Genomic DNA, 19,867 nt, shown 5'->3' with positions numbered 1-19,867 from the left:
CTGCCGGAGAATGCCATGAAACGCTATTATCGCCCGATCACCCAGATTGATCCGTGCCGTCCCGATGGGGCGCTCACGTTGGCCGGGGGCTGGGCGTGGTTTGACCGGATCGAGGAAATCACCCGCACCGGCACCCGTCTGATTTCAGCACAGGATGCCCCGCAGGATATACTGGATCGTCTGACCGCCCCCCGCGCCCCAATGGCCGGTGTGCCGCTGGATCGCCCTACGGTAATGGGAATCCTGAATGTCACCCCAGACAGCTTTTCCGACGGCGGGGCGCATGATGCCCCGGATCAGGCCTTGGACCACGCTCGTCATATGGTGGAACAAGGGGCAGATCTGATTGATGTGGGCGGGGAATCCACCCGCCCCGGTGCGGCATGGGTTCCGGTCGAGGAAGAACAGGCCCGGATTGCCCCGGTGATCCGCCGCATCCGCAGCGAAATGGCTGTGCCGATCTCTGTCGATACGCGCAAGGCCCCGGTGGCGCAGGCTGCCATCGCGGCGGGGGCGAATATCGTCAATGACGTGTCTGGTTTCACCTTTGATCCTGCCTTGGCCGATTATTGCGCCCGCCACCATATCCCGGTGATGTTGATGCACACACAGGGCGAACCGCAGGTCATGCATCTGGCCCCGCGCTATGATAACGTGCTGCTGGATGTGTATGATTTTCTGGAAGAACGCGTCGCCCATGCCGAAAGTCTGGGCTTGACGCGTGACCAGATCGTGATTGATCCCGGTATCGGATTTGGCAAAACGCTGGAACATAACCTGTTGTTGCTGAACCGTATTTCGCTATTTCACGCCTTGGGCTGCGGCATCCTTCTGGGGGTATCGCGCAAGCGGTTTATTGGCACCATCGGCAACGCGCCGGACCCGCGCGACCGCGCGGCGGGATCGGTGTCCGTGGCGCTTCATGCGGTAATGGAAGGCGTGCAAATCCTGCGGGTGCATGACGTGGCTGAAACCCGCTCGGCGCTTAGCCTGTGGCGGGCGGTGTCGGATGGCTGTGTCAGCGGCTGAAAAACAGCCGCCGCAACGCGCCATATTGGCTAAGCGCCACACCGCTTAGGATCAATGCCAGCGCCCAGATCAGGCTGGGGGGCAGGGGTTCCGCCAATACCACGGACCCCAACACCACGGACCAAACCGGCACCTGATAATTGGTCAGGCTCATGAACACCGGCCCGGCGCTGCGGATCACCAGCACCCGGATCAGGTTTGCCGCCGCTGTGGGGACCAATCCCAGAAAGGCCAGAATGCCCAGCGTTTGCAGCGACACCGCCGGGGGTGGCCCTTCGACGACCAGCGCCATTGGGATCACCAGCGCCGAGCCGATCACCATCACGATCGTGGCCAGCCCCACCGGGTCCACCGGCGGCAGGCGGCGCATCAGTACCGAACTGCTGGCATAACAGGCGGCTGCCCCCAAACAGGCGATCCGCCCCGGAATTTCCCACGCCGCCCCGGTGCTGGCGAAGGCTTGTCCGCCGATCAGCAGCACCACCCCGGCAAATCCGATCACAAACCCCAGGGTCCGGCGCAGGGTCATCCGCTCTCCGGGGACGAAAAAATGCGCCAGTGGCAGTACGATCAGGGCCACGGCGGCCATGCTGACCCCGGCAAAGCCGCTGGTCACGAATTGCTGGCCCCAGCTTAGCAACATGAATGGGATTGCCGAACTCAGCCCACCGATGATGATCAACACCGGCCAGTCCCGCGTTTCGCTTTGCCACAGCTTGCCGCCCCGCAGCGCCCAGACGGCCAACAGCGACACCGTGCCAAACCCGATCCGCCCAGAGGCTAGCCACAGCGGGGTAATCCCCCGCAGGGCCAGTTCGATCAACAGAAACGTCCCGCCCCATGTCAGCCCCAGAATGCCAACCATCAGCCAACTGGCCCGTGTGATCTGCGTGTCCATCTGTGTCCTCTGATCAAAACGCCCGACCATCGGGCCGGGCGTTCTGACTAGGCGCAAGCTATGGGTTTGTCCATGACACGGAGTTATCCCCGCATTTTGTGATGCAACAGGATAGGCACCACCAGATCCTCTTCGTCAGTCAGATGGCGGTTCAGAAACTGCTCCAGCGCTTGTGACTGCTGCATCAGGTCCGGTAGTTCCTGCGGCGCGTCATCGGGGGACATCTGCATCAGTTGCAGGTAACGGTTGCCCGCACGGCTGAACCGCTCCAGCAACGCGTCCATCTCGGTGTGATCGGTTTCCAGCATATCCAGCCCCCGGATAAACCGCGGCGCTGCCCCGGCCAGTTCGGGAAAGAACCGATGGTCCTCCCAAGCGTGGTGGCCGTGCAGATGTTGCACTAATGCATGGCCGTAGTGGCCCAGATTGGCCTGAAACCGCGCCGGGTCCAGTGTTTTGTCCATCATTTCCTTGCTTTGGCCGCGCAGTAGCCCGGCCATCTGACGAAAATTGACATGAGCGCCCATCCATTTGCGGATCGGGCGGGTGAAATTCGGGTGATCCGGCCACGCCTCGCGTGGATAGTCCCGAAGCAGAGTTTGCCAAACTTCGGGCAAGCCCTGCCGTGTGTGGATGCTGTATTGGGTCATGGCGCACAGATGGCGGTGCAGGGGGCATGGCGCAATCCACATGGCTGCACAGGGGCTGGGCCGCAAACGCACGAAAGCCCCGGCATCGATGCCGGGGCTTCCTTGTCCAAATCCATGTTGGGCGCGTGTCAGCTACGCACCGCGCCGGATTAGTTTTTCGATTTGTCGACCATTTTGCCAGCCGAAATCCACGGCATCATGCCGCGCAGTTTTTCGCCGGTGGCTTCGATGGCGTGTTCGTCGTTGATGCGGCGGGTTGCTTTGAACGACGGCTGGCCAACTGCGTTTTCCAGCATGAAGTCACGCACGAATTTGCCGGTCTGAATGTCGGTCAGAACCGCTTTCATGCGGGCTTTGGTTTCGTCGTAGGGCAGAATGCGCGGCCCCGAAACATATTCGCCATATTCAGCGGTGTTCGAGATCGAGTAGTTCATGTTCGCGATGCCGCCTTCATAGATTAGGTCGACGATCAGTTTTACTTCGTGCAGGCATTCGAAATAGGCCATTTCCGGCGCATAGCCAGCTTCGACCAGCGTTTCAAAGCCCATGCGGATCAGTTCAACCAGACCGCCGCACAGAACGGCTTGTTCGCCGAACAGGTCGGTTTCGCATTCTTCGCGGAAGTTGGTTTCGATGATGCCCGAACGGCCGCCACCGATGGCCGAGCAATAGGACAGGCCGATTTCCAGCGCCTTGCCCGATGCGTCGTTATTGACAGCCACCAGACAGGGAACGCCGCCGCCTTTGGTGTATTCGCCGCGCACGGTATGGCCGGGGCCTTTGGGGGCCATCATGATCACGTCAACGCCGGGCTTCGGCTCGATCAGGCCGAAATGCACATTCAGGCCGTGGGCGAATGCAATTGCAGCACCTTCGCGCAGGTTATCGTGGACGTATTTTTTGTAGGTTTCAGCCTGCAATTCGTCGGGCATGGTGAACATGATCAGATCGCACCATGCGGCCGCTTCCGCGATGCCCATGACTTTCAGACCTTCGCCTTCGGCTTTCTTGGCCGAGGGGCTGCCTTCGCGCAGAGCGACAACAACATTCTTTGCACCCGAATCGCGCAGGTTCAGCGCATGGGCGTGGCCTTGCGAACCGTAGCCCAGAATGGCCACTTTCATGTCTTTGATCAGGTTGATGTCGCAATCGCGATCATAATAAACGCGCATTTGGGCGCTCCTTCCTATCGTGTTATTCTGGGCGCACTATCGGCTGTTTTTGCCGAATTTAGGTTTCAAAATTTGAATTTATGCGCCAATCATGCAATAAATCATTCTTAATTTTTGCAATAGTCGGATAAATCATGCTTGATGATACGGATCGGCGCATTCTGCGCCAGTTTCAGGCGGACCCGGACCTGTCCACCGCCGATCTGGCGGAAAAGGCCGGGATCACGCAGGCCACATGCTGGCGGCGGCTGGAACGGATGCAGGCGCAGGGTATTCTGCTGGGTCAACAGGCGGTGATCGACTGGCGGGCGCTTGGGTACGAGGTCGAAGTCAGCCTTCGCGTCACGCTGGACAAAACCAACCCCCGCGCCTTTGATGATTTCCTTGCCGCCGCCCGTGACGTCCCCGAGGTACTGGAAATCCAAACCTTTCTGGGGCAGGTCGATGTCCGCCTTTGCGTCATCGCCCGCGACATGGCGCATTATCAACAAATCTATCGCACACGCATCCTGACCCTGCCGCATATCGCGGATCTGGATGCGCTGATGCATGTCGCCCGCATCAAAGAAGACGAGGTGCTGCCAGTATGATCCCTTCCGCATCCTTGCTTCTTTCTGATCCAAAATACTCCGGGGTGAATGCGCCGCAGGCGCAGAGGGGCTGCGCCCCTTTGCCCGCCCGCCGCAGGCGATTCCGATTTGCCACCGGGGCCAAGCATGATTGATCTTGATGACATCGACCGCCAGATATTGCGTGCTTTGGTACAGGACGCCACCCTGTCCGCCGGGGCGCTTGGCCGCCGCCTGAACCTGTCGCAACCGGCCACATGGCGCCGTATCAAGCGCCTGCACGAAAGCGGCGCGATCAAATCCCGCCGCCTTGTGCTGGACCGTGAAAAGCTGGGCTTTGGCGTTACCGTCTTTCTGGGGGTGAAACTGGCCACCAAGGGCCGCGTCAGCCTTGAAGATTTTGAACGCGTCGTATCCGCTATCCCCGAGGTTCAGACGGTTGAGCATATCCTTGGCATCTATGACTATCGCCTGAAAATCGTCGCCCGCGATATTCCCGATTTTGAACGTGTCCTGCGCCGCCGTATCATGGCGCTGCCCGGTGTCGGCAATGTCGAAGCGAATGTGATGCTGTCCGAAGAACGCCGCCCCGGTCCGTTGTAACGGTATGCGACCATAGACTTGGACAAGCCCGCCAATCCACGCTACCCCTGTTTCAAAAGAAAAGGGAACTCACATGGCTGCATTGCTTGATACCGTCGATCCCGACGGGCTGCTGGAATTTTCGGTGGTTTTCACCGATCGTTCGCTAAACCACATGTCCGCCACCTTTCAGCAGGTGATGCGCGACATTTCCGGGATGCTGAAACAGGTTTATAACGCCGATGGCGTGGCGCTGGTCCCCGGTGGCGGCAGCTATGGAATGGAATCGGTCGCCCGGCAGTTCGGCCATGATGCCCATGCCCTGATCGTGCGCAATGGCTGGTTTTCCTACCGTTGGAGCCAGATTTTCGAGGCGGGTGATTTCGCCGCCCAAACCACGGTGTTCAAAGCCCGCCAAACCGGCAACGGTTCGCAATCCCCCTTCGCTCCCGCCCCGATTCAGGACGTGACGCAAGCCATTCTTGACGCCAAGCCTGATGTGGTTTTTGCCCCCCATGTGGAAACCAGCGCGGGGCTGATCCTACCGGATGATTATATCGCCGCGCTGGCCGAGGCTGCGCATCAGGTTGGGGCGCTGATGGTGCTGGATTGCATCGCTTCGGGCTGCGCGTGGGTGGATATGAAGCAAACCGGCGTCGATGTCCTGATCTCGGCCCCGCAAAAGGGTTGGTCCGCGTCCCCTTCGGCGGGGCTGGTGATGATGTCTGACCGCGCCCTTCAACGGCTGGAAACCACCACGTCAGACAGTTTCGCGCTGGACCTGAAAAAATGGTATTCAATCATGCAGGCCTATGAAAACGGCGGCCATGCCTATCACGCCACCATGCCCACCGATGCGCTGCGTGCTTTCCGTGACACGATGCAGGAAACCCGCGATTACGGGTTTGAAAAACTGCGGGACGCGCAATGGCAACTGGGCAATGGTGTGCGTGCCATGCTGGCCGAAAAAGGCGTGAAATCCGTTGCCGCCGATGGTTTCGGTGCGCCCGGCGTGGTAGTCAGCTATACCACCGACCCGGATATTCAAAACTGCAAGAAATTCGCGGCCCAAGGTATGCAAATCGCTGCCGGTGTGCCGCTGGCCTGCGATGAACCCGATGGGTTCATGACCTTCCGTCTGGGCCTGTTTGGGCTAGACAAACTCTATGATGTGCCTGCCACACTGACCCGCCTGAAAACGGTTCTGGATCAGGTTCTGTAATACGAAACAGGCCGCCCCAAACACCGGGCGGCCTGCTTCTTTCTGATCTCAAATACTCCGGGGTGAATGCGCCGCAGGCGCAGAGGGGCAGCGCCCCTTTGCCCGCTCGCCGCAGGCGAAGCTTACCCCCGCGTTCCCAATCCCAATTGCATCATCGTCTTGCGTACCGGACCCAGCGAATAAATCGCATTCAGCCCCGCCGCCCGCAGATCCCGCAACGGTCGCGCTTCCATCATTGACGCCCGGTTCAGCAGGTCGATCCCGGTGACACGTGCTCGCACCTCGGTATGGCGGCGGCGGTGATAGGTTTCCAGCATGTGCCGGTCGCCCAGCCGTTCGGGCGCGGCTTCGGCCAGTTCCAGCAGCACTCGCATATCGCCCAGCGACATGTTTAGCCCTTGCGCCCCGATGGGTGGCACCACATGCGCGGCCTCGGCCACCAGCGCCACGCGTTCGGCATACATTCTTTCCGCCACCTGACTGATGATCGGCCAGACCGTTCGGCGCGATGCCAGCGTTAGCGGCCCGAACAACGCACAGGATCGCTCTGTCATCGCCGCCTCGAATTCAGATTCGGGCAGGGCGGCCAGCCGCACCACCTCGGGGCCGCGTTCCATCCAGACGATAGCCGAGGACGGCAGCCCGTTATAATCCGGCAGCGGCACCAGCGTGAACGGCCCGCCGGAACGGTGAATTTCCGTGGATACATTTTCATGCGGAATCGGGTGCGTGACGGCAAAGGCCAGCGCCTTTTGCCCGTAGCGGGTGGTTTTCACCTTTACGCCCGAAGCGTCCCGCATCGGGGAATTGCGCCCGTCGGCGGCAATCACCAACCGGCAGGATACCTGTGTCCCGTCGCTCAGCGTGACGCGCGCGCCAGCCTCGCGGGTGAACAGGCTTGCGGTGCCGGTGCCGGGGCGGAAGGTCACGTTTGGCAGCTCTGCCAGCCGCGCCACCATTTCCCGGCGCAGCAGCCAATTGGGTAGGTTCCAGCCAAAGGGGCGTTCGGAAATGTCCGACGCGTTGAAATCCTTGACGATTCGCGGCTCTGGCACGGGGCCGCCTGCATCCACGATCCGCATGATTTGCAACGGCGCGGCATGGGGCGCCAGCCGATCCCACAGCCCGGCGCGATCCAGCAGCGCCTGGCTGGGCTGCAAAAACGCCGTCGTCCGCAAATCGGACCCGGCGGCGTCGCGGTCTGTGATGGGGGGGGTGGGGTCCACGCAAAGCACGGAAAACCCGGCAGAGCCGAAAACAGCGGCTGCGGTCAGCCCGGCGACACCGCCGCCGGAGACCAGAATATCAACTTCGGTTATGGCCATCTGGAATGCCTCCTGCGGCGCACCCTAGTGCCAAACAGGGGGGCTTTCCAAGCGGCATCCTGTCATCCCCGTGAAATCAGGATCAGGATCACATACATCACCGGCACCATTGCCAGCGCCGGAATGTAAAGGCCGGGAATGCCAAAGAAAAACACCGAAGCCCCCCACGCGGCCAGCGCCAGCAGGGTGATAAAAAGGATCATCCCGTCAGGGGATTTTTTCGGGGCTTCTTTGGCCGGGGTCGTGGCCATCGCGTCAGTCGCAGTCATAGCGTCATCCTGTGAAATGGTGTTGGGACCTTTCGTTTAAACATTCATGTTCGTGAATGAAAGGCCTCGGATTGACGCAGTGTGACAGCGTGTCTCGCTCACATTTGTGTTATATACCCGATGGTTAGGCGTATCATCTCAGGCGGGATAAGAAGTCGGTCAAATCCGCTGTATGGTGGTGTATATGGTCCGCATGATGGGGATCAGGGGCCACATGGACCGTGCGCATTCCCATTGCGTGCGGCGCGGCCAGATTGCGGGGGTCGTCTTCGAACATGGCGGCGCGGTCGGTTTGCACGCCATCCGTTTCAAATACCCGGCGGAAGGCTTCTGGGTCGGGTTTGGGCAGAAAACCGGCATGTTCCACGCCGTAAATCGCATCGAACAGCCCTGCCAGCCCCCGCGCGGCCAACACCCGTTCAGCATAGGGCGCACTGCCATTGGTGTAGACGATCTTGCGCCCCGGCAGGGCGCGGATATGCGCGGCGAGCGCACTGTCCGGTTCCAGATGGTCCAGCGAAATATCATGCACATCCACAAGAAAGGGCAGCGGATCAATATCGTGTTCGCGCATCAACCCCGCCAGCGTGGTGCCATAGCTGTGCCAATAGTGTTTGCGCAGACGATTGGCACGGGCTTCATCCACGCCCAATGTGGCCATGACATAGCGGGTCATGCACCGTTCGATTTGATCGAACAGGCGGGCGTGTGGGGGGTATAGGGTATTGTCCAGATCAAACACCCAATGCGTAACGTGGCTGAAGTTTTCCTTTGGCATGGGCGGACGCTAATCTGCCGCGACGAAAGGCGCAATATGCTTAGGGTTGATCGTGGCGGAACTGCGCGGCTACTGTGCCTGAATGCGCGAAGGATGCAGGGAAAAAGGAAACGCCGGTGCAAAAAGATGCTTACACGCTGATATTGGAAGCGATTGATACAGGGGTGTATCGTCCCGGTGATCGTCTGGTCGAAAGCGAACTGGCCGATCGGTTCGGTGTGTCCCGTACCCCCATCCGCGAAGCGTTGCAGCGGCTTGAAACCCAATCCCTGTTGGCGCGGGATGGGCGCAGTCTGATTGTTGCGTCACTGGATCATAACCAGCTGAGCGAACTTTACGTGGTGCGCGCAGAACTGGAAGGGTTGGCCGCGCGTCTGGCTGCCCGCCACGCCACCGCCGAGGAGGTGCGCGTTCTGAAAGACATGGTCGAGGACGATAAGCAATTGCTGAATGATCCCACGGCCCTGTCACGGGCCAATCGTCGCTTTCACAAACAGATCCATCTGGCATCGCATAACCGTTATCTGGTGCAGCAGCTTGATCTTGTGCATCGGTCGATGGCGTTAATGGCGACCACGTCGCTTGCTGCCGAAGGGCGGGGCGAGGTGGCCTTGGCCGAACATGGTGCGATCGTCAGTGCCATCGAAAAGCACGACGAAGAAAGCGCCTATCTGGCGCTGAAAGAACACATTTCAAAGGCTTTCGTGACCCGGCTGAAACTGGACGCTGCCGCCACCTGAAGGGGATTCTGTCGCATCCAGCGATAACCCATGTTGGGTTTTGTCCCAGTAAAACGGGGCAAAGATCAGTTCGTACAGCGCCTTATAAGCGGCCAGAACCCCCAGCGGGTAATAGAAATGGATCGTCGGCACCCATCCCATCAGGTGCCGGTGGCCGGGGCCGGATACCGCGGTCAGCCCGATCATCATGGTGCAAAGTTCCACCGCGAAAAACATTGCCCCCATCATCCGCAGCATATCGTCCGGCACCAGCCCCACCAGCGGGTGTGGCACACCCAGCAGGATCAGCCAGAATGACCACAACAGCGGTGCCAGCAGGAATTGAGACAGCGCCGTGACGAAATGTGCCTGAAAGCCCAAAAACTTCCATGCGCCCAATTGCCGATAGAGTTGCGCAGGGCGGCGCATATGCACCAGATATGTCACCATATAGCCCTTTAGCCAGCGGGACCGCTGCTTGATCCACGGTACGACATGGCAATTCGCTTCCTCGCGCGTGGTGGTGTGTAGCATTTCTGTCCGGTAGCCATGCCGCGCCAGACGGAATCCCAGATCGGCATCTTCGGTCACATTATGCGCGTCCCACCCGCCCAGATGTTCCAATGCGGCGCGGCGAAAATACAGCGTCGTGCCGCCCAAGGGGATGGCAAAGCCCAGCCGTGCCATGCCGGGCATCACGACCCGAAACCATGATGCGTATTCGATGGTAAAACACCGCGCCAGCCAGTTTTGCCGTGAGTTGTAATAATCCAGAACCCCCTGAAGGCAGACCAGATCATCCGGGGCTTGCATGAAACGGGCTGCGACTTTGTCCAGTTGGTCCGCGTCGGGGGCGTCCTCGGCGTCGAAAATCCCGATGATATCACCCCGACAGAAATCCAGTGCGTAATTCATTGCCCGTGGTTTGGTGCGCGGTTGCCCGTCTGGCACCACCACCACCCGCATCCAGTGCGGTAATATCGCCCGATCCAGCGCGGCGCGGGTCAACGTGTCAGTTTCTTCCAGTACCAGCACCACATCCAACAGCGATTTGGGATAGGTCAGTTGGGACAGACGTTGTAGCAAATGCCGCGCTACCTCGGTTTCGCGAAACAATGGGACAAGGATGGAAATGCGCGGGCGCTTCGCTTCGGGGCGGGAAAGCGAAACGGGCAGGGTGGGGGGATCGGTGTCGGTCGGTTGGTCGCCCAGATAGGTCAGGAATGCCGCCAGCTTCATCGCGCTGGCCACCAGCATGGTAAAGGCGGCCCAGCCTGTCAGCACGCTGAACAGCCCGACCGGATAGGCCAAGGCAACCACAAGCAGGCCCAGAATGCCCAACAAGGTCAGCGGCAGGCGTAAATGCGAATGATGGTCCCAACTGCGGCAGCTTTCGGACAGTGGCACACGGGAAGAGGCGTCCAATGTCAGCTCGGTGCGTGCGTAAAAGGCAAGGGCAGTTTGAATTTCGCTCTCTGTGGCGATGGCGGGCTGTATACGGCCCCATGCCTTTGGCAGCATTGTCGCAATCCGGGGCAGGTGGTTCGGTCGCGCCGTCGCGACAGCGGTGATTCCATCGTGATGCCACAGGGGCAGAATCGCCAGTTTCAGACAGGTCTGTGCCCCGACCTGCGCCAATAACATGGGGTCGGGTGTCAGCGTCCGCGCAGACACGCGCGCCGCTTGGAACCAACCGGCGGAATGATCGGCCAACTCATACGGCGTCGCCAGTCCTTGCGCGATCAGAACTTCTTCAAGGCTCGTGTCATTGCGGGCCAGTTCCATATTCGCCCGCAGCATTTGCGCCGAGCTTAGCACGCCCTGATCCATCAGATATTGCCCGAAGGCACGTTGCTGTGGTGGTGGATCGGGGACAAGGGGCAACACAGACACGAAAAAGGTCTCCTGAACACTGTTCAGAAGACCTTGCCAGCCACGGGTTAACGGGCCGTTAACAGGTATTTAAATCGCTTAGGATTTACGCGCCGCCATGTTTTCGGCAAACCGTTCAAACAGATAAAAGCTGTCCTGCGGGCCGGGGCTGGCTTCGGGGTGGTGTTGTACGCTGAACACCGGGCGGCCTTCGACGGCGATGCCGCAGTTGGACCCGTCAAACAGCGACACATGGGTTTCCGACACACCGGCGGGCAGGCTTTGGGCATCCACGGCGAACCCGTGGTTCATGCTGGTGATTTCCACCTTGCCCGTGGTCATGTCCTTTACGGGATGGTTGGCGCCGTGGTGGCCGTGGTTCATCTTGATCGTTTTTGCACCCAGCGCCAGCGCCAGCATTTGGTGGCCCAGACAGATGCCAAACACAGGCAAATCCGCTTCCAGCACGCCCTTGATCATCGGCACGGCATATTCCCCGGTAGCCGCCGGATCGCCGGGGCCGTTGGACAGGAAGACGCCATCGGGGTTATGCGCCAGCACGTCGGCGGCAGTGGCGGTGGCGGGCAGCACGGTTACATCGCACCCGGCGCTGGCCAGACAGCGCAGGATGTTGCGTTTTGCGCCGTAATCAATTGCCACAACCTTGTGCTTGGGGGCGTCCTGACGGGTGTAGCCATCGGGCCAGGCCCACCGCATTTCATCCCAGCGATAGCTTTGCGCACAGGTCACGTCCTTGGCCAGATCCAGCCCCACCAGACCGGGGAAGGCACGGGCCTGCGCGACCAATGCTTCGATATCGAAATTCCCATCGGGGTCATGCGCCAGCGCCACATGCGGCGCACCCGATTGCCGGATGGCCCGCGTCAGGCGGCGGGTATCGACGCCACCAATTGCAATCCGCCCGCGCCGCGCCAGCCAATCGGTCAGCCGTTCAGCGGCCCGCCAGTTGCTGGGTTCGGTCGGGTCCCATTTCACCACCATGCCTGCCGCGACCGGATCGCCGGTTTCGTCGTCATCGGGGTTCACGCCGACATTGCCGATATGCGGAAAGGTAAAGGTCACGATCTGCCCGGCATAGCTGGGGTCTGTCATGATTTCCTGATAGCCGGTCATCGCGGTGTTGAAGCACAGTTCTGCCTGCGCCACACCAGTGGCCCCGAACCCTGTCCCATAAAAGATGGACCCATCGGCAAGGGCCAGGCAGGCAGTCGGGCGGGAAGAGGGCGTCTGGGCCATGTCACTAATCTCCGGCGGGGGGTTGGCAAATTGATGCGTAACTAAGGTCAGGGGCCGGTGGGGTCAAGGGGGACAGCCCCGCATTCGGGTGCTTTCTCATTCGTATATAGGACAGGGTAACGTGACGTATGCGCAACTTGATACATGACGCCAGATTGGCTAGGGTGCGCCTTTGATGCACACCCAAGGGGATGGGACCACATGGAATTGCGTGAACGGATCAACGCGGCCCTGAAACAGGCCATGAAGGACAAGGCTGCTGCGCGCCTGTCCACCCTGCGTCTGATCAATGCGGCCATCAAGGACCGTGATATTGCCGCCCGTGGCGAAGGCAAAGAAGACGGCGTCGGCAATGCCGAAGTGTTGGCCATTCTTGGCAAGATGGTAAAGCAACGTCAGGAAAGCGCCCGGACATACGAAGAAGCCGGGCGTCTGGATCTGGCCGAACGCGAAAGCGCCGAGGTCGTGGTGATCGAAGAATTCCTGCCCCGCCAATTGTCCGAGGACGAAATCGCGGCGGCACTGGACGCTGCGATTACGGCAACTGGTGCCAGCTCGATCCGCGATATGGGCAAGGTGATGGGCGAACTGAAAGGGAAATACACCGGGCAGATGGATTTCGGCGCGGTCGGCCCTTTGGTCAAGGATCGCCTGTCCGCCTGATCGGTGCGCTATGCGTGAAAATACACAAAGGGGGCCATCGCGGCCCCCTTTTTCCGTTATGGTGTCCTCAGGCGTTTCGCATGTCATCCAGCGCCGTGACCAGTTCGTCATACAGCGCTTTGCGTTCGTCCTCGGACAGGAAGCTGCCAATCTCGACCGTGCGGCCATTGCCTGTCAGCGTCACATAAAAGGGAACCGGCCCGCGGCTCAGATGTATTTCTGTCCGCGCCCAATAGCTGTTGCAGTCCCATTCCTGTGTGTTGCCCTTGCGATCTGTCCGGCGCAGATGGGCGGTTTGGGGGGTCAGGGTCAGTTCTTCCAGAATTTCGCCATCCCGATAGGATTTTTCCAATCCCCACCACAGCGCCGCCACCACGGCCAGAATAAAGGGCAGCAATCCCCATAGAAATACCGTGCCGATCAGCCCGTATAACGGCACAGTTCCCAGCACAAAGGCCATCAGGATCATCGCGGCAAACCCCCGGCGCGGCAGCGATCTGTGCGGCCACAATGACAAAACGCGGGTCTTGGGATCGGGGTGTGTCCACTGATAGGGCATCGCGGTTCCTTGGCGGTTCGGGGGTTAGTGCGAAGACGTGGCGGACAATGTGGCTGCGGTATCCAGATTCAGCACGCCCAATGTGTCGAACCCGCCCAGCACCGCGTCCACGGCCACTGTGGCCAGAATGATTCCCATCACCCGGCTGATCACGCTGGCCCCGGTTTCCCCGATAAACCGCTGCACCTGTACTGCCAGCAGCAGCAGGCCCAGCGTGATTGCCAGAACCACCACCAGCAGCGCGGCGGTTATGGCCTGATCGGGAATCGAATTGCGGTTATTGTCGGTCAAGATCACGATGGCCAACATCGCACCGGGCGAGGCGATAGAGGGCATCGCCAGCGGAAACACCGCACCGGACAGATGATTGCGATTGGCTTGTTCAATTTCGCTGCTGGGTTTCGAATCCCCAAAGATCATGGTCAAGGCAAACAGGAACAGCACGATTCCGCCTGCGATTTGGAACGACCCCAACCGAAGCCCCAGTGCTTCTAACAATATCTGCCCGCCCATCAGGAACAGCAGCAACACACCTGTGGCGACAATCACAGCCCGGATTGCAAAGCGGCGGTGCAATGCGGCAGGGACTTGGGTCACGGCAAACAGGAAAACCGGCACTGAACCTATTGGGTCAATCACCACGAACAGGGTGATGAACTCTCGCAGGATCAGGCTCCAGTCAAATGTCATGTGGCTCTCCGGTCAAAATGGGGCAGGGGGAATATTCAAAGCTTTTTATTGAAACGGCCCGGACATTTCTGTCCGGGCCATCATTTAGTTTTTGGTCAGGTCAACACCTTAGTGGGCGTGGCCTTTGTCCCAGTCTTCCTGCTTGGGCAGCGTTTCGAACGTATGTTCGGGCGGCGGCGAGGGCAGGGTCCATTCCAGCGTATCGGCGTATTCGTTCCAATAGTTGTTTTCGGTCACGCGCTTGCCCTTGAGCAGCGAGTAGATGACGATGCCGAAGAACAGCAGGAACGAGGCAAAGGACAGGAACGCGCCGGTCGACGAGATCTTGTTCCAATAGGCGAATGCCTCGGGGTAGTCGATGTAACGACGGGGCATACCCTGACGACCCAGGAAGTGCTGCGGGAAGAAGGTCAGGTTCACACCGATGAAGAACATCCAGAAGTGCAGCTTGCCGAAGAATTCGGGGTACTGACGGCCGGTCATTTTGCCGAAGTAGAAGTAAATCCCGGCAAAGATGGTGAACGCCGCCCCCATCGACATGGTGTAGTGGAAGTGCGCCACAACATAGTAGGTGTCGTGATAAGCACGGTCCACGCCAGCCTGCGACAGAACGATGCCGGTCACGCCGCCGATGGTGAACAGGATCAAGAAGCCGAAGGCGAACAGCATCGGGGTTTTGAACTCGATCGAGCCGCCCCACAGTGTTGCAATCCAGCTAAAGATTTTCACGCCTGTCGGCACAGCGATAACCATCGTCGCCAGCATGAAGTAGGACTGCTGGGTCAGCGACATGCCCACGGTGTACATGTGGTGTGCCCACACAACGAAGCCCAGTGCGCCAATCGCGATCAGCGCCCAAACCATCGGCAGGTAGCCAAAGATCGGTTTACGGGCGAAGGTCGAGAAGACGTGGCTGACAAGGCCAAAGCCCGGCAGGATCACGATGTACACTTCGGGGTGCCCAAAGAACCACAGGATATGCTGGTACAGGATCGGGTCACCGCCACCCGACGGATCAAAGAAGGTGGTGCCAAAGTTACGGTCGGTCAGCAGCATGGTGATTGCGCCCGCCAGAACCGGCAGCGACAGCAGGATCAGCCACGAGGTCACGAAGATCGACCAAGCAAACAGCGGAACCTTGAACAGGGTCATGCCGGGGGTGCGCATGTTCAGGAAGGTGGTGATCATGTTGATCGCGCCCAGAATGGACGACGCACCCGAAACGTGGACGGCAAAGATTGCCAGATCCATCGACATGCCGCCTTCGTTCACGGACAGCGGCGGGTACAGAACCCAGCCCACGCCGGACCCCAGTTGGCCGTTACCACCGGGCGACAGCAGCGACGCCACACCCAACGCGGTCCCGGCGAAATACAGCCAGAACGACAGGTTGTTCATGCGCGGGAACGCCATATCCGGCGCACCGATTTGCAGCGGCATGAAATAGTTGCCGAAACCGCCGAACAGGGCGGGAATCACAACGAAGAACATCATCAGAACGCCGTGATAGGTGATCATCACGTTCCACAGATGGCCGTTCGGTGTACATTCGCCAGCAGCCGCAGCGGTGAAGCGCGCGCCTTCCATGCACATGTACTGCACACCCGGCTCCATCAGCTCGAGGCGCATGTAGACGGTGAAACAAACAGAGATCAGACCGACAAGCGCCGATGTGATCAGATAAAGGATACCGATATCCTTATGGTTGGTGGACATGAACCAGCGGGTGAAGAAACCGCGCTGGTCCTCGTGTCCGTGGCCGTGGATGGCTGCGTCTGCCATGCTCTGTGCCTCCTGTTGGTGTGTTAAAGGGGCGCAAAGAGACTCTGCGCCCGTGGTCCAATTCCGGTTTTAGAATGCCGCGCAACTGGCGGCAATTGCCGAATTTGATGCAGATCAAATAATTTTGTCGCACCCTCTTGAATGCAGAGGGGGAAACGGGGCTAAATCCGCAACTTTTGGGCGATAACGCTGCTGTTGTCGCTGGCCGGGCTGATTTCCCCATTCCAAGGCCCGCCCAGATTCGCGCAAAAGAAAAGGCGCAGGGCCGGAACCCTGCGCCTTGATCCGTCAGTAACGGGCCGCTTATTCAGCGGGCATGGTTGCCAGATAGGCGGCAATATCTTCGCCACCTTTCTTCAGCTTATAGGTCATTTTGGTTTTGTTGGCGAAGCCGTGACCGTCCAGCCATTTTTTCGCGTCGACCACATATTCGGCAAGCGCTTCTTCGGTCCAGACAAAGCCAGCTTTTTGGGCGTCTTCCAGACCATCGCCATAGCTGAACCCTTCAACCGAGCCAGCCACACGACCAACCACGCCGTACAGGTTCGGGCCGGTTTTGCCGCCTTTCACGATGGATTCGCCTGCGGGGCTTTCGATCATGTGGCAGGATTTGCATTTCTTGAAGTTCTTTTCGCCATCGGCGGCGTCGCCTGCAAAGGCCGGTGCGGCCAGCGCGAACAGCGCGGCGGATGCGATCAGGACGTTTTTCATGTGCGTGCCTCTCTTTAGATTAGGAGTTACGGGTAGCGCGTTGGTGAATAGATACTGCACCAAACGGTGCTGGCAACAGGGGAATTTCCGGCAGAATTGTCGCAGTGATGCTAAAACTGCGCTTTTTGGGCAAATCTGCGCTGATGGGCCTTCTGCTTTTGGCTGTGACATTGTACTCGGCAGTCCTAATATCAAACCGATCAGGAGGACGCCATGACGACCAAGGTATTCATTGACGGCGAAGCCGGGACAACGGGGCTGCAAATCCGTGACCGCCTGATCGACCGTGCCGATGTTGAACTGATTCAGATTGACCCGGATAAGCGCAAGGACGATGCCGCCCGGCACGATGCTTTTGCCGCTGCGGATGTGGCCATTCTGTGCCTGCCGGACGATGCTGCGCGTGCCGCTGTCGCGCTGTCGGCTGATCTGGATACCCGGATCATTGACGCCAGCACCGCCCATCGGGTGAACCCGGACTGGGCCTTTGGCCTGCCTGAACTGTCTGCCGAACAGGCCGCGCGGATCAAAGCCGCCCGCTATGTCGCCAATCCGGGCTGTTATTCCACCGGCGCTATCGCCCTGCTGGCCCCGCTGGTGGGCGCGGGCCTGATACCGGCGGATGCCCCGCTGACGATCAATGCCATCAGCGGCTATACCGGCGGTGGGAAGGCGTTGATCGCGGAATATGACGCAGGCACCGCCCCGGCGGCTTTCATCTATGCGACCGGGCAGAAACATAAACACTTGCCCGAAATCGTCGCCTATTCCGGCCTGTCCGCCACGCCGATTTTTGTGCCATCGGTCGGCAACTTCGCACAGGGCATGGCGGTGCAAATCCCGCTGCACCTGTCGGCGCTGGGAACCGGGGCCACGATGCAATCGCTGCATGACGCGCTGTCGGCGCATTACGCTGGGGGCGGCAATATATCTGTCCTTCCGATCGAGGATCAGGGAAGCCGCATCGACCCCACGGCGCTGAACGACACCAACCGGCTTGAAATCTCGGTCCGGGGCGACGCCTCCACCGGCCGCGCGGTGCTGATCGCGGTGCTGGACAACCTGGGCAAAGGCGCATCGGGCGCTGCCGTGCAAAACCTGGACCTGATGATCAGCGCGTGATTACGGTAGGGACGAGACATAGAAAAACCCGCCCAATTGGGCGGGTTTTTTGTTTTGGGGAAGCAAGGCTGGTTCCCTGCATTGCTATGGCTGATTAGAAGAAAGTGACAATATGTTCGCCAAGCCCGAACCAATCCCAGACCCCTTCCAGCACCAGCACATCGGACGAAAAGTCAGCAAATCGTAACTCGATCCCGGTTTCACCCCATGCGCCAAACAGGTTCACCACGTCTTGCGGGTGTCGCCATACACCATCGACTTCGTTGATCCACAGACTTAGATCCAGTGCCAGAGTATCGCCTTCGGATATGCTGAAATCGCGGATCACATCGTTGCCTTCTCTGATAGAGAAAAAGAACGTATCAGCCCCGCTCCCCCCCGAAAGCGTGTCATGTCCTGCGCCCCCTGTCAGCGAGTCGTCATCCGCCCCGCCATTCAGGAAATCGTCCCCGTCGCCGCCGAGTAGAGTGTCCTCTCCGTTGCCGCCCCACAGCGTATCATCGTGATTTTCGCCTGAAAGGAGGTCATCTCCGTCCGCCCCCATCAACAAATCGAGGCCGTTTCCACCTTCCAGCGTGTCCCGCCCAGACCCACCGGACATAGTGTCGCTACCGTCGCCGCCATAAAGGGTGTCATATCCATCGCCGCCCCAAAGTTCGTCTGATCCAGCGCCACCCCAAATGGTGTCCCACTCGCCACCGGCATAAACCGTGTCATTCCCATCGCCGCCTTCGATGATATCGAAACCATCGCCGCCGCCGATCAGGTCGTCACCATCGCCACCGTTTAGCAAATTTCTGATGCCGGAGCCGCCCCAGATTTCATCATTTCCGGCACCGCCATCCAGCGTGTCATCATCCGCGCCGCCATAAAGGGTGTCATTCCCATCGCCACCGATAAGTGTGTCAGCACCATTCCCTCCGCCGATCAGGTCATTGCCGGTTCCGCCATTTAAACTGTCATCAGAATAATCGGAGCCGCCCCAGATTTCGTCGTCCCCGCCCATGCCGTAAACCGTGTCACTGCCGTTTCCTGCATAGATCGTGTCGTTGCCATCTTGTGCGCTTTCGGTTGAATCGTCGCCATATATCAGGTCGAAACCATCGCCGCCGCCAATCAGATCGGCCCCAATACCGGCATAGACTGTGTCCTCTCCTGCGCCGGTCCAGATGATATGATTTGTCGCTGCGGCCAGATTGCGGGTGACCTCGTAAACAGATGTCACCAGATCGTTTCCGGCGCCCGCATAGATGCTATCGTGCCCATTCTGACTGTCGAAATACCGCAGAATGAATGTGTCATTTCCATTCCCACCATCCAGAAGGTCAGTGCCCCAACCGGCACTCAGGTGGTCATCACCGGCGCCTCCTCTCAGGTGGTCTGCAAAGTTGGTGCCTGTGGCGGTTACACTGGCCCGGATCAAGGATGTGATTGGTCCGTTCAGTAGCGTGAGGCCCGCTGTCGCCCCACTGGCGTCGATCACGATGGGGGATTCCGACATCAAATTGACAAGATACTCATGGTAGCCGCCATCGTTGAATTCGGAAAGCGCCCTGACGAATTCTACCAAACCCCAGTCGATCCCGGTAATCGTGGTCTGTACCGCGCCATTTAGGGAAAAGGAAAAGCCGCTGATCCGTCCAGCTACCGGATTACTTTCATCATCCAGCATCAGTCCGGTGCCTGTAATTGTCGTCACAACTCCGGTATCGGGTTGGCGCATAACAATTCGCGTATCGCTGTCACTGATATTTTCGACGTTCAGCCCGTCATTTCCAAAGAACCCGGCATCAATCAGAATGTTGTCTGGTCCGGTAAAAGTGATCAGCATGTTATTGGCTCCGTTCAAAATATTGGACAGCTAGGCTCAGGACCCATTAATCGGCTTGAGATCGCATTGGTCGCATGCTTCAAATCCCCAAACTTTCAGGGGGTATCATGAGCAATCTATTTTGGCTGACCGACGAACAGATGGCGCGGCTGCGACCGTTCTTTCCC

At 59.2% G+C, this 19,867-nt stretch carries 20 protein-coding genes; 7 read left to right on the top strand and 13 right to left on the bottom strand.

What is annotated here, in order from left to right; genetic code table 11:
- Positions 1-15: 15 nt before the first annotated feature.
- Positions 16-1,029, top strand: a complete 1,014-nt coding sequence (gene folP / locus FN828_RS03805) for a dihydropteroate synthase (RefSeq protein WP_142492071.1) — start codon at positions 16-18, stop codon at positions 1,027-1,029.
- On the opposite strand, the gene FN828_RS03800 is transcribed toward folP, so the two are convergent.
- The 3 genes from FN828_RS03800 to ilvC all read right to left on the bottom strand — a co-directional run bounded on the left by FN828_RS03800 (position 1,019) and on the right by ilvC (position 3,749).
- Entirely contained in the window at positions 1,019-1,927 is a 909-nt protein-coding gene (locus FN828_RS03800) for a DMT family transporter (protein ID WP_235891392.1), read from the bottom strand. The two genes, folP and FN828_RS03800, sit on opposite strands and share 11 nt — an antisense overlap.
- 83 nt (positions 1,928-2,010) lie before the next feature.
- Positions 2,011-2,577, bottom strand: coding sequence for a hemerythrin domain-containing protein (locus FN828_RS03795; protein ID WP_142492261.1), 567 nt, complete (start codon positions 2,575-2,577; stop codon positions 2,011-2,013).
- A gap of 149 nt (positions 2,578-2,726) precedes the next feature.
- Positions 2,727-3,749, bottom strand: coding sequence for a ketol-acid reductoisomerase (gene ilvC / locus FN828_RS03790; RefSeq protein WP_142492070.1), 1,023 nt, complete (start codon positions 3,747-3,749; stop codon positions 2,727-2,729).
- A gap of 134 nt (positions 3,750-3,883) precedes the next feature.
- Between ilvC and FN828_RS03785 the strand changes: the two genes are divergently transcribed.
- From FN828_RS03785 to FN828_RS03775, 3 genes are all read left to right on the top strand, one after another.
- Positions 3,884-4,339: an Lrp/AsnC family transcriptional regulator gene (locus tag FN828_RS03785; protein ID WP_142492069.1), complete on the top strand. Its 456-nt coding sequence runs from the start codon at positions 3,884-3,886 to the stop codon at positions 4,337-4,339.
- 126 nt (positions 4,340-4,465) lie between these two features.
- Positions 4,466-4,921 (top strand): Lrp/AsnC family transcriptional regulator, encoded by a 456-nt coding sequence (locus FN828_RS03780; protein WP_142492068.1) that lies wholly within the window; start codon positions 4,466-4,468, stop codon positions 4,919-4,921.
- A gap of 73 nt (positions 4,922-4,994) precedes the next feature.
- Positions 4,995-6,122 carry an aminotransferase class V-fold PLP-dependent enzyme gene (locus tag FN828_RS03775; protein WP_142492067.1) on the top strand — a complete coding sequence of 376 codons (1,128 nt, stop codon included), beginning with the start codon at positions 4,995-4,997 and terminating at the stop codon, positions 6,120-6,122.
- A gap of 122 nt (positions 6,123-6,244) precedes the next feature.
- On the opposite strand, the gene FN828_RS03770 is transcribed toward FN828_RS03775, so the two are convergent.
- From FN828_RS03770 to FN828_RS03760, 3 genes are all read right to left on the bottom strand, one after another.
- Positions 6,245-7,447, bottom strand: a complete 1,203-nt coding sequence (locus FN828_RS03770) for a UbiH/UbiF family hydroxylase (protein WP_142492066.1) — start codon at positions 7,445-7,447, stop codon at positions 6,245-6,247.
- A 62-nt stretch (positions 7,448-7,509) separates the two neighbouring features.
- Positions 7,510-7,716 (bottom strand): hypothetical protein, encoded by a 207-nt coding sequence (locus tag FN828_RS03765; RefSeq protein WP_142492065.1) that lies wholly within the window; start codon positions 7,714-7,716, stop codon positions 7,510-7,512.
- A 133-nt stretch (positions 7,717-7,849) separates the two neighbouring features.
- Complete coding sequence (locus FN828_RS03760; RefSeq protein ID WP_142492064.1) at positions 7,850-8,494, bottom strand: pyrimidine 5'-nucleotidase; 645 nt, start codon at positions 8,492-8,494, stop codon at positions 7,850-7,852.
- A gap of 116 nt (positions 8,495-8,610) precedes the next feature.
- Here FN828_RS03760 and FN828_RS03755 point away from each other — a divergent pair, with 116 nt between their 5' ends.
- Positions 8,611-9,234 (top strand): GntR family transcriptional regulator, encoded by a 624-nt coding sequence (locus tag FN828_RS03755; RefSeq protein ID WP_142492063.1) that lies wholly within the window; start codon positions 8,611-8,613, stop codon positions 9,232-9,234.
- Here FN828_RS03755 and FN828_RS03750 read toward each other — a convergent pair.
- Positions 9,187-11,106 carry a glycosyltransferase gene (locus tag FN828_RS03750; protein ID WP_235891390.1) on the bottom strand — a complete coding sequence of 640 codons (1,920 nt, stop codon included), beginning with the start codon at positions 11,104-11,106 and terminating at the stop codon, positions 9,187-9,189. The genes FN828_RS03755 and FN828_RS03750 overlap by 48 nt on opposite strands.
- Positions 11,107-11,184: 78 nt before the next feature.
- Positions 11,185-12,342, bottom strand: coding sequence for a glutamine-hydrolyzing carbamoyl-phosphate synthase small subunit (carA, locus tag FN828_RS03745; protein ID WP_142492062.1), 1,158 nt, complete (start codon positions 12,340-12,342; stop codon positions 11,185-11,187).
- Positions 12,343-12,543: 201 nt separating this feature from the next.
- On the opposite strand from carA, the gene FN828_RS03740 reads away from it, so the two are divergent.
- Complete coding sequence (locus tag FN828_RS03740) at positions 12,544-13,005, top strand: GatB/YqeY domain-containing protein (RefSeq protein WP_142492061.1); 462 nt, start codon at positions 12,544-12,546, stop codon at positions 13,003-13,005.
- Between the two features lie 67 nt (positions 13,006-13,072).
- On the opposite strand, the gene FN828_RS03735 is transcribed toward FN828_RS03740, so the two are convergent.
- The 4 genes from FN828_RS03735 to FN828_RS03720 all read right to left on the bottom strand — a co-directional run bounded on the left by FN828_RS03735 (position 13,073) and on the right by FN828_RS03720 (position 16,747).
- Positions 13,073-13,564, bottom strand: coding sequence for a DUF2244 domain-containing protein (locus tag FN828_RS03735; RefSeq protein WP_142492060.1), 492 nt, complete (start codon positions 13,562-13,564; stop codon positions 13,073-13,075).
- A gap of 24 nt (positions 13,565-13,588) precedes the next feature.
- Complete coding sequence (locus tag FN828_RS03730; RefSeq protein ID WP_142492059.1) at positions 13,589-14,254, bottom strand: MarC family protein; 666 nt, start codon at positions 14,252-14,254, stop codon at positions 13,589-13,591.
- Between the two features lie 108 nt (positions 14,255-14,362).
- A complete protein-coding gene (locus FN828_RS03725; RefSeq protein ID WP_142492058.1) occupies positions 14,363-16,036 on the bottom strand; it encodes a cytochrome c oxidase subunit I in 1,674 nt (557 codons plus the stop codon).
- A 303-nt stretch (positions 16,037-16,339) separates the two neighbouring features.
- Positions 16,340-16,747, bottom strand: coding sequence for a c-type cytochrome (locus tag FN828_RS03720; RefSeq protein WP_142492057.1), 408 nt, complete (start codon positions 16,745-16,747; stop codon positions 16,340-16,342).
- Between the two features lie 213 nt (positions 16,748-16,960).
- On the opposite strand from FN828_RS03720, the gene argC reads away from it, so the two are divergent.
- The gene (gene argC, locus FN828_RS03715) at positions 16,961-17,869 is read left to right on the top strand and encodes an N-acetyl-gamma-glutamyl-phosphate reductase (protein WP_142492056.1); all 909 of its coding nucleotides are present in this window, start codon (positions 16,961-16,963) and stop codon (positions 17,867-17,869) included.
- Positions 17,870-17,963: 94 nt separating this feature from the next.
- On the opposite strand, the gene FN828_RS20960 is transcribed toward argC, so the two are convergent.
- Entirely contained in the window at positions 17,964-19,700 is a 1,737-nt protein-coding gene (locus FN828_RS20960; RefSeq protein WP_142492055.1) for a calcium-binding protein, read from the bottom strand.
- Between the last annotated feature and the right edge of the window lie 167 nt (positions 19,701-19,867).

Source organism: Thalassovita litoralis (assembly GCF_900182725.1).
GTDB lineage: Bacteria > Pseudomonadota > Alphaproteobacteria > Rhodobacterales > Rhodobacteraceae > Thalassobius > Thalassobius litoralis.
This window is presented reverse-complemented; position numbering and strand designations above follow the sequence as displayed.

Excerpts from the sequence above, each read along its gene's own strand:
- folP (WP_142492071.1), top strand. The coding sequence starts at position 16 with ATGAAACGCTATTATCGCCCGATCACCCAGATTGATCCGTGCCGTCCC.
- FN828_RS03800 (WP_235891392.1), bottom strand. The coding sequence starts at position 1,927 with ATGGACACGCAGATCACACGGGCCAGTTGGCTGATGGTTGGCATTCTG.
- FN828_RS03795 (WP_142492261.1), bottom strand. The coding sequence starts at position 2,577 with ATGACCCAATACAGCATCCACACACGGCAGGGCTTGCCCGAAGTTTGG.
- ilvC (WP_142492070.1), bottom strand. The coding sequence starts at position 3,749 with ATGCGCGTTTATTATGATCGCGATTGCGACATCAACCTGATCAAAGAC.
- FN828_RS03785 (WP_142492069.1), top strand. The coding sequence starts at position 3,884 with ATGCTTGATGATACGGATCGGCGCATTCTGCGCCAGTTTCAGGCGGAC.
- FN828_RS03780 (WP_142492068.1), top strand. The coding sequence starts at position 4,466 with ATGATTGATCTTGATGACATCGACCGCCAGATATTGCGTGCTTTGGTA.
- FN828_RS03775 (WP_142492067.1), top strand. The coding sequence starts at position 4,995 with ATGGCTGCATTGCTTGATACCGTCGATCCCGACGGGCTGCTGGAATTT.
- FN828_RS03770 (WP_142492066.1), bottom strand. The coding sequence starts at position 7,447 with ATGGCCATAACCGAAGTTGATATTCTGGTCTCCGGCGGCGGTGTCGCC.
- FN828_RS03765 (WP_142492065.1), bottom strand. The coding sequence starts at position 7,716 with ATGACTGCGACTGACGCGATGGCCACGACCCCGGCCAAAGAAGCCCCG.
- FN828_RS03760 (WP_142492064.1), bottom strand. The coding sequence starts at position 8,494 with ATGCCAAAGGAAAACTTCAGCCACGTTACGCATTGGGTGTTTGATCTG.
- carA (WP_142492062.1), bottom strand. The coding sequence starts at position 12,342 with ATGGCCCAGACGCCCTCTTCCCGCCCGACTGCCTGCCTGGCCCTTGCC.
- FN828_RS03740 (WP_142492061.1), top strand. The coding sequence starts at position 12,544 with ATGGAATTGCGTGAACGGATCAACGCGGCCCTGAAACAGGCCATGAAG.
- FN828_RS03735 (WP_142492060.1), bottom strand. The coding sequence starts at position 13,564 with ATGCCCTATCAGTGGACACACCCCGATCCCAAGACCCGCGTTTTGTCA.
- FN828_RS03730 (WP_142492059.1), bottom strand. The coding sequence starts at position 14,254 with ATGACATTTGACTGGAGCCTGATCCTGCGAGAGTTCATCACCCTGTTC.
- FN828_RS03725 (WP_142492058.1), bottom strand. The coding sequence starts at position 16,036 with ATGGCAGACGCAGCCATCCACGGCCACGGACACGAGGACCAGCGCGGT.
- FN828_RS03720 (WP_142492057.1), bottom strand. The coding sequence starts at position 16,747 with ATGAAAAACGTCCTGATCGCATCCGCCGCGCTGTTCGCGCTGGCCGCA.
- argC (WP_142492056.1), top strand. The coding sequence starts at position 16,961 with ATGACGACCAAGGTATTCATTGACGGCGAAGCCGGGACAACGGGGCTG.
- FN828_RS20960 (WP_142492055.1), bottom strand. The coding sequence starts at position 19,700 with ATGCTGATCACTTTTACCGGACCAGACAACATTCTGATTGATGCCGGG.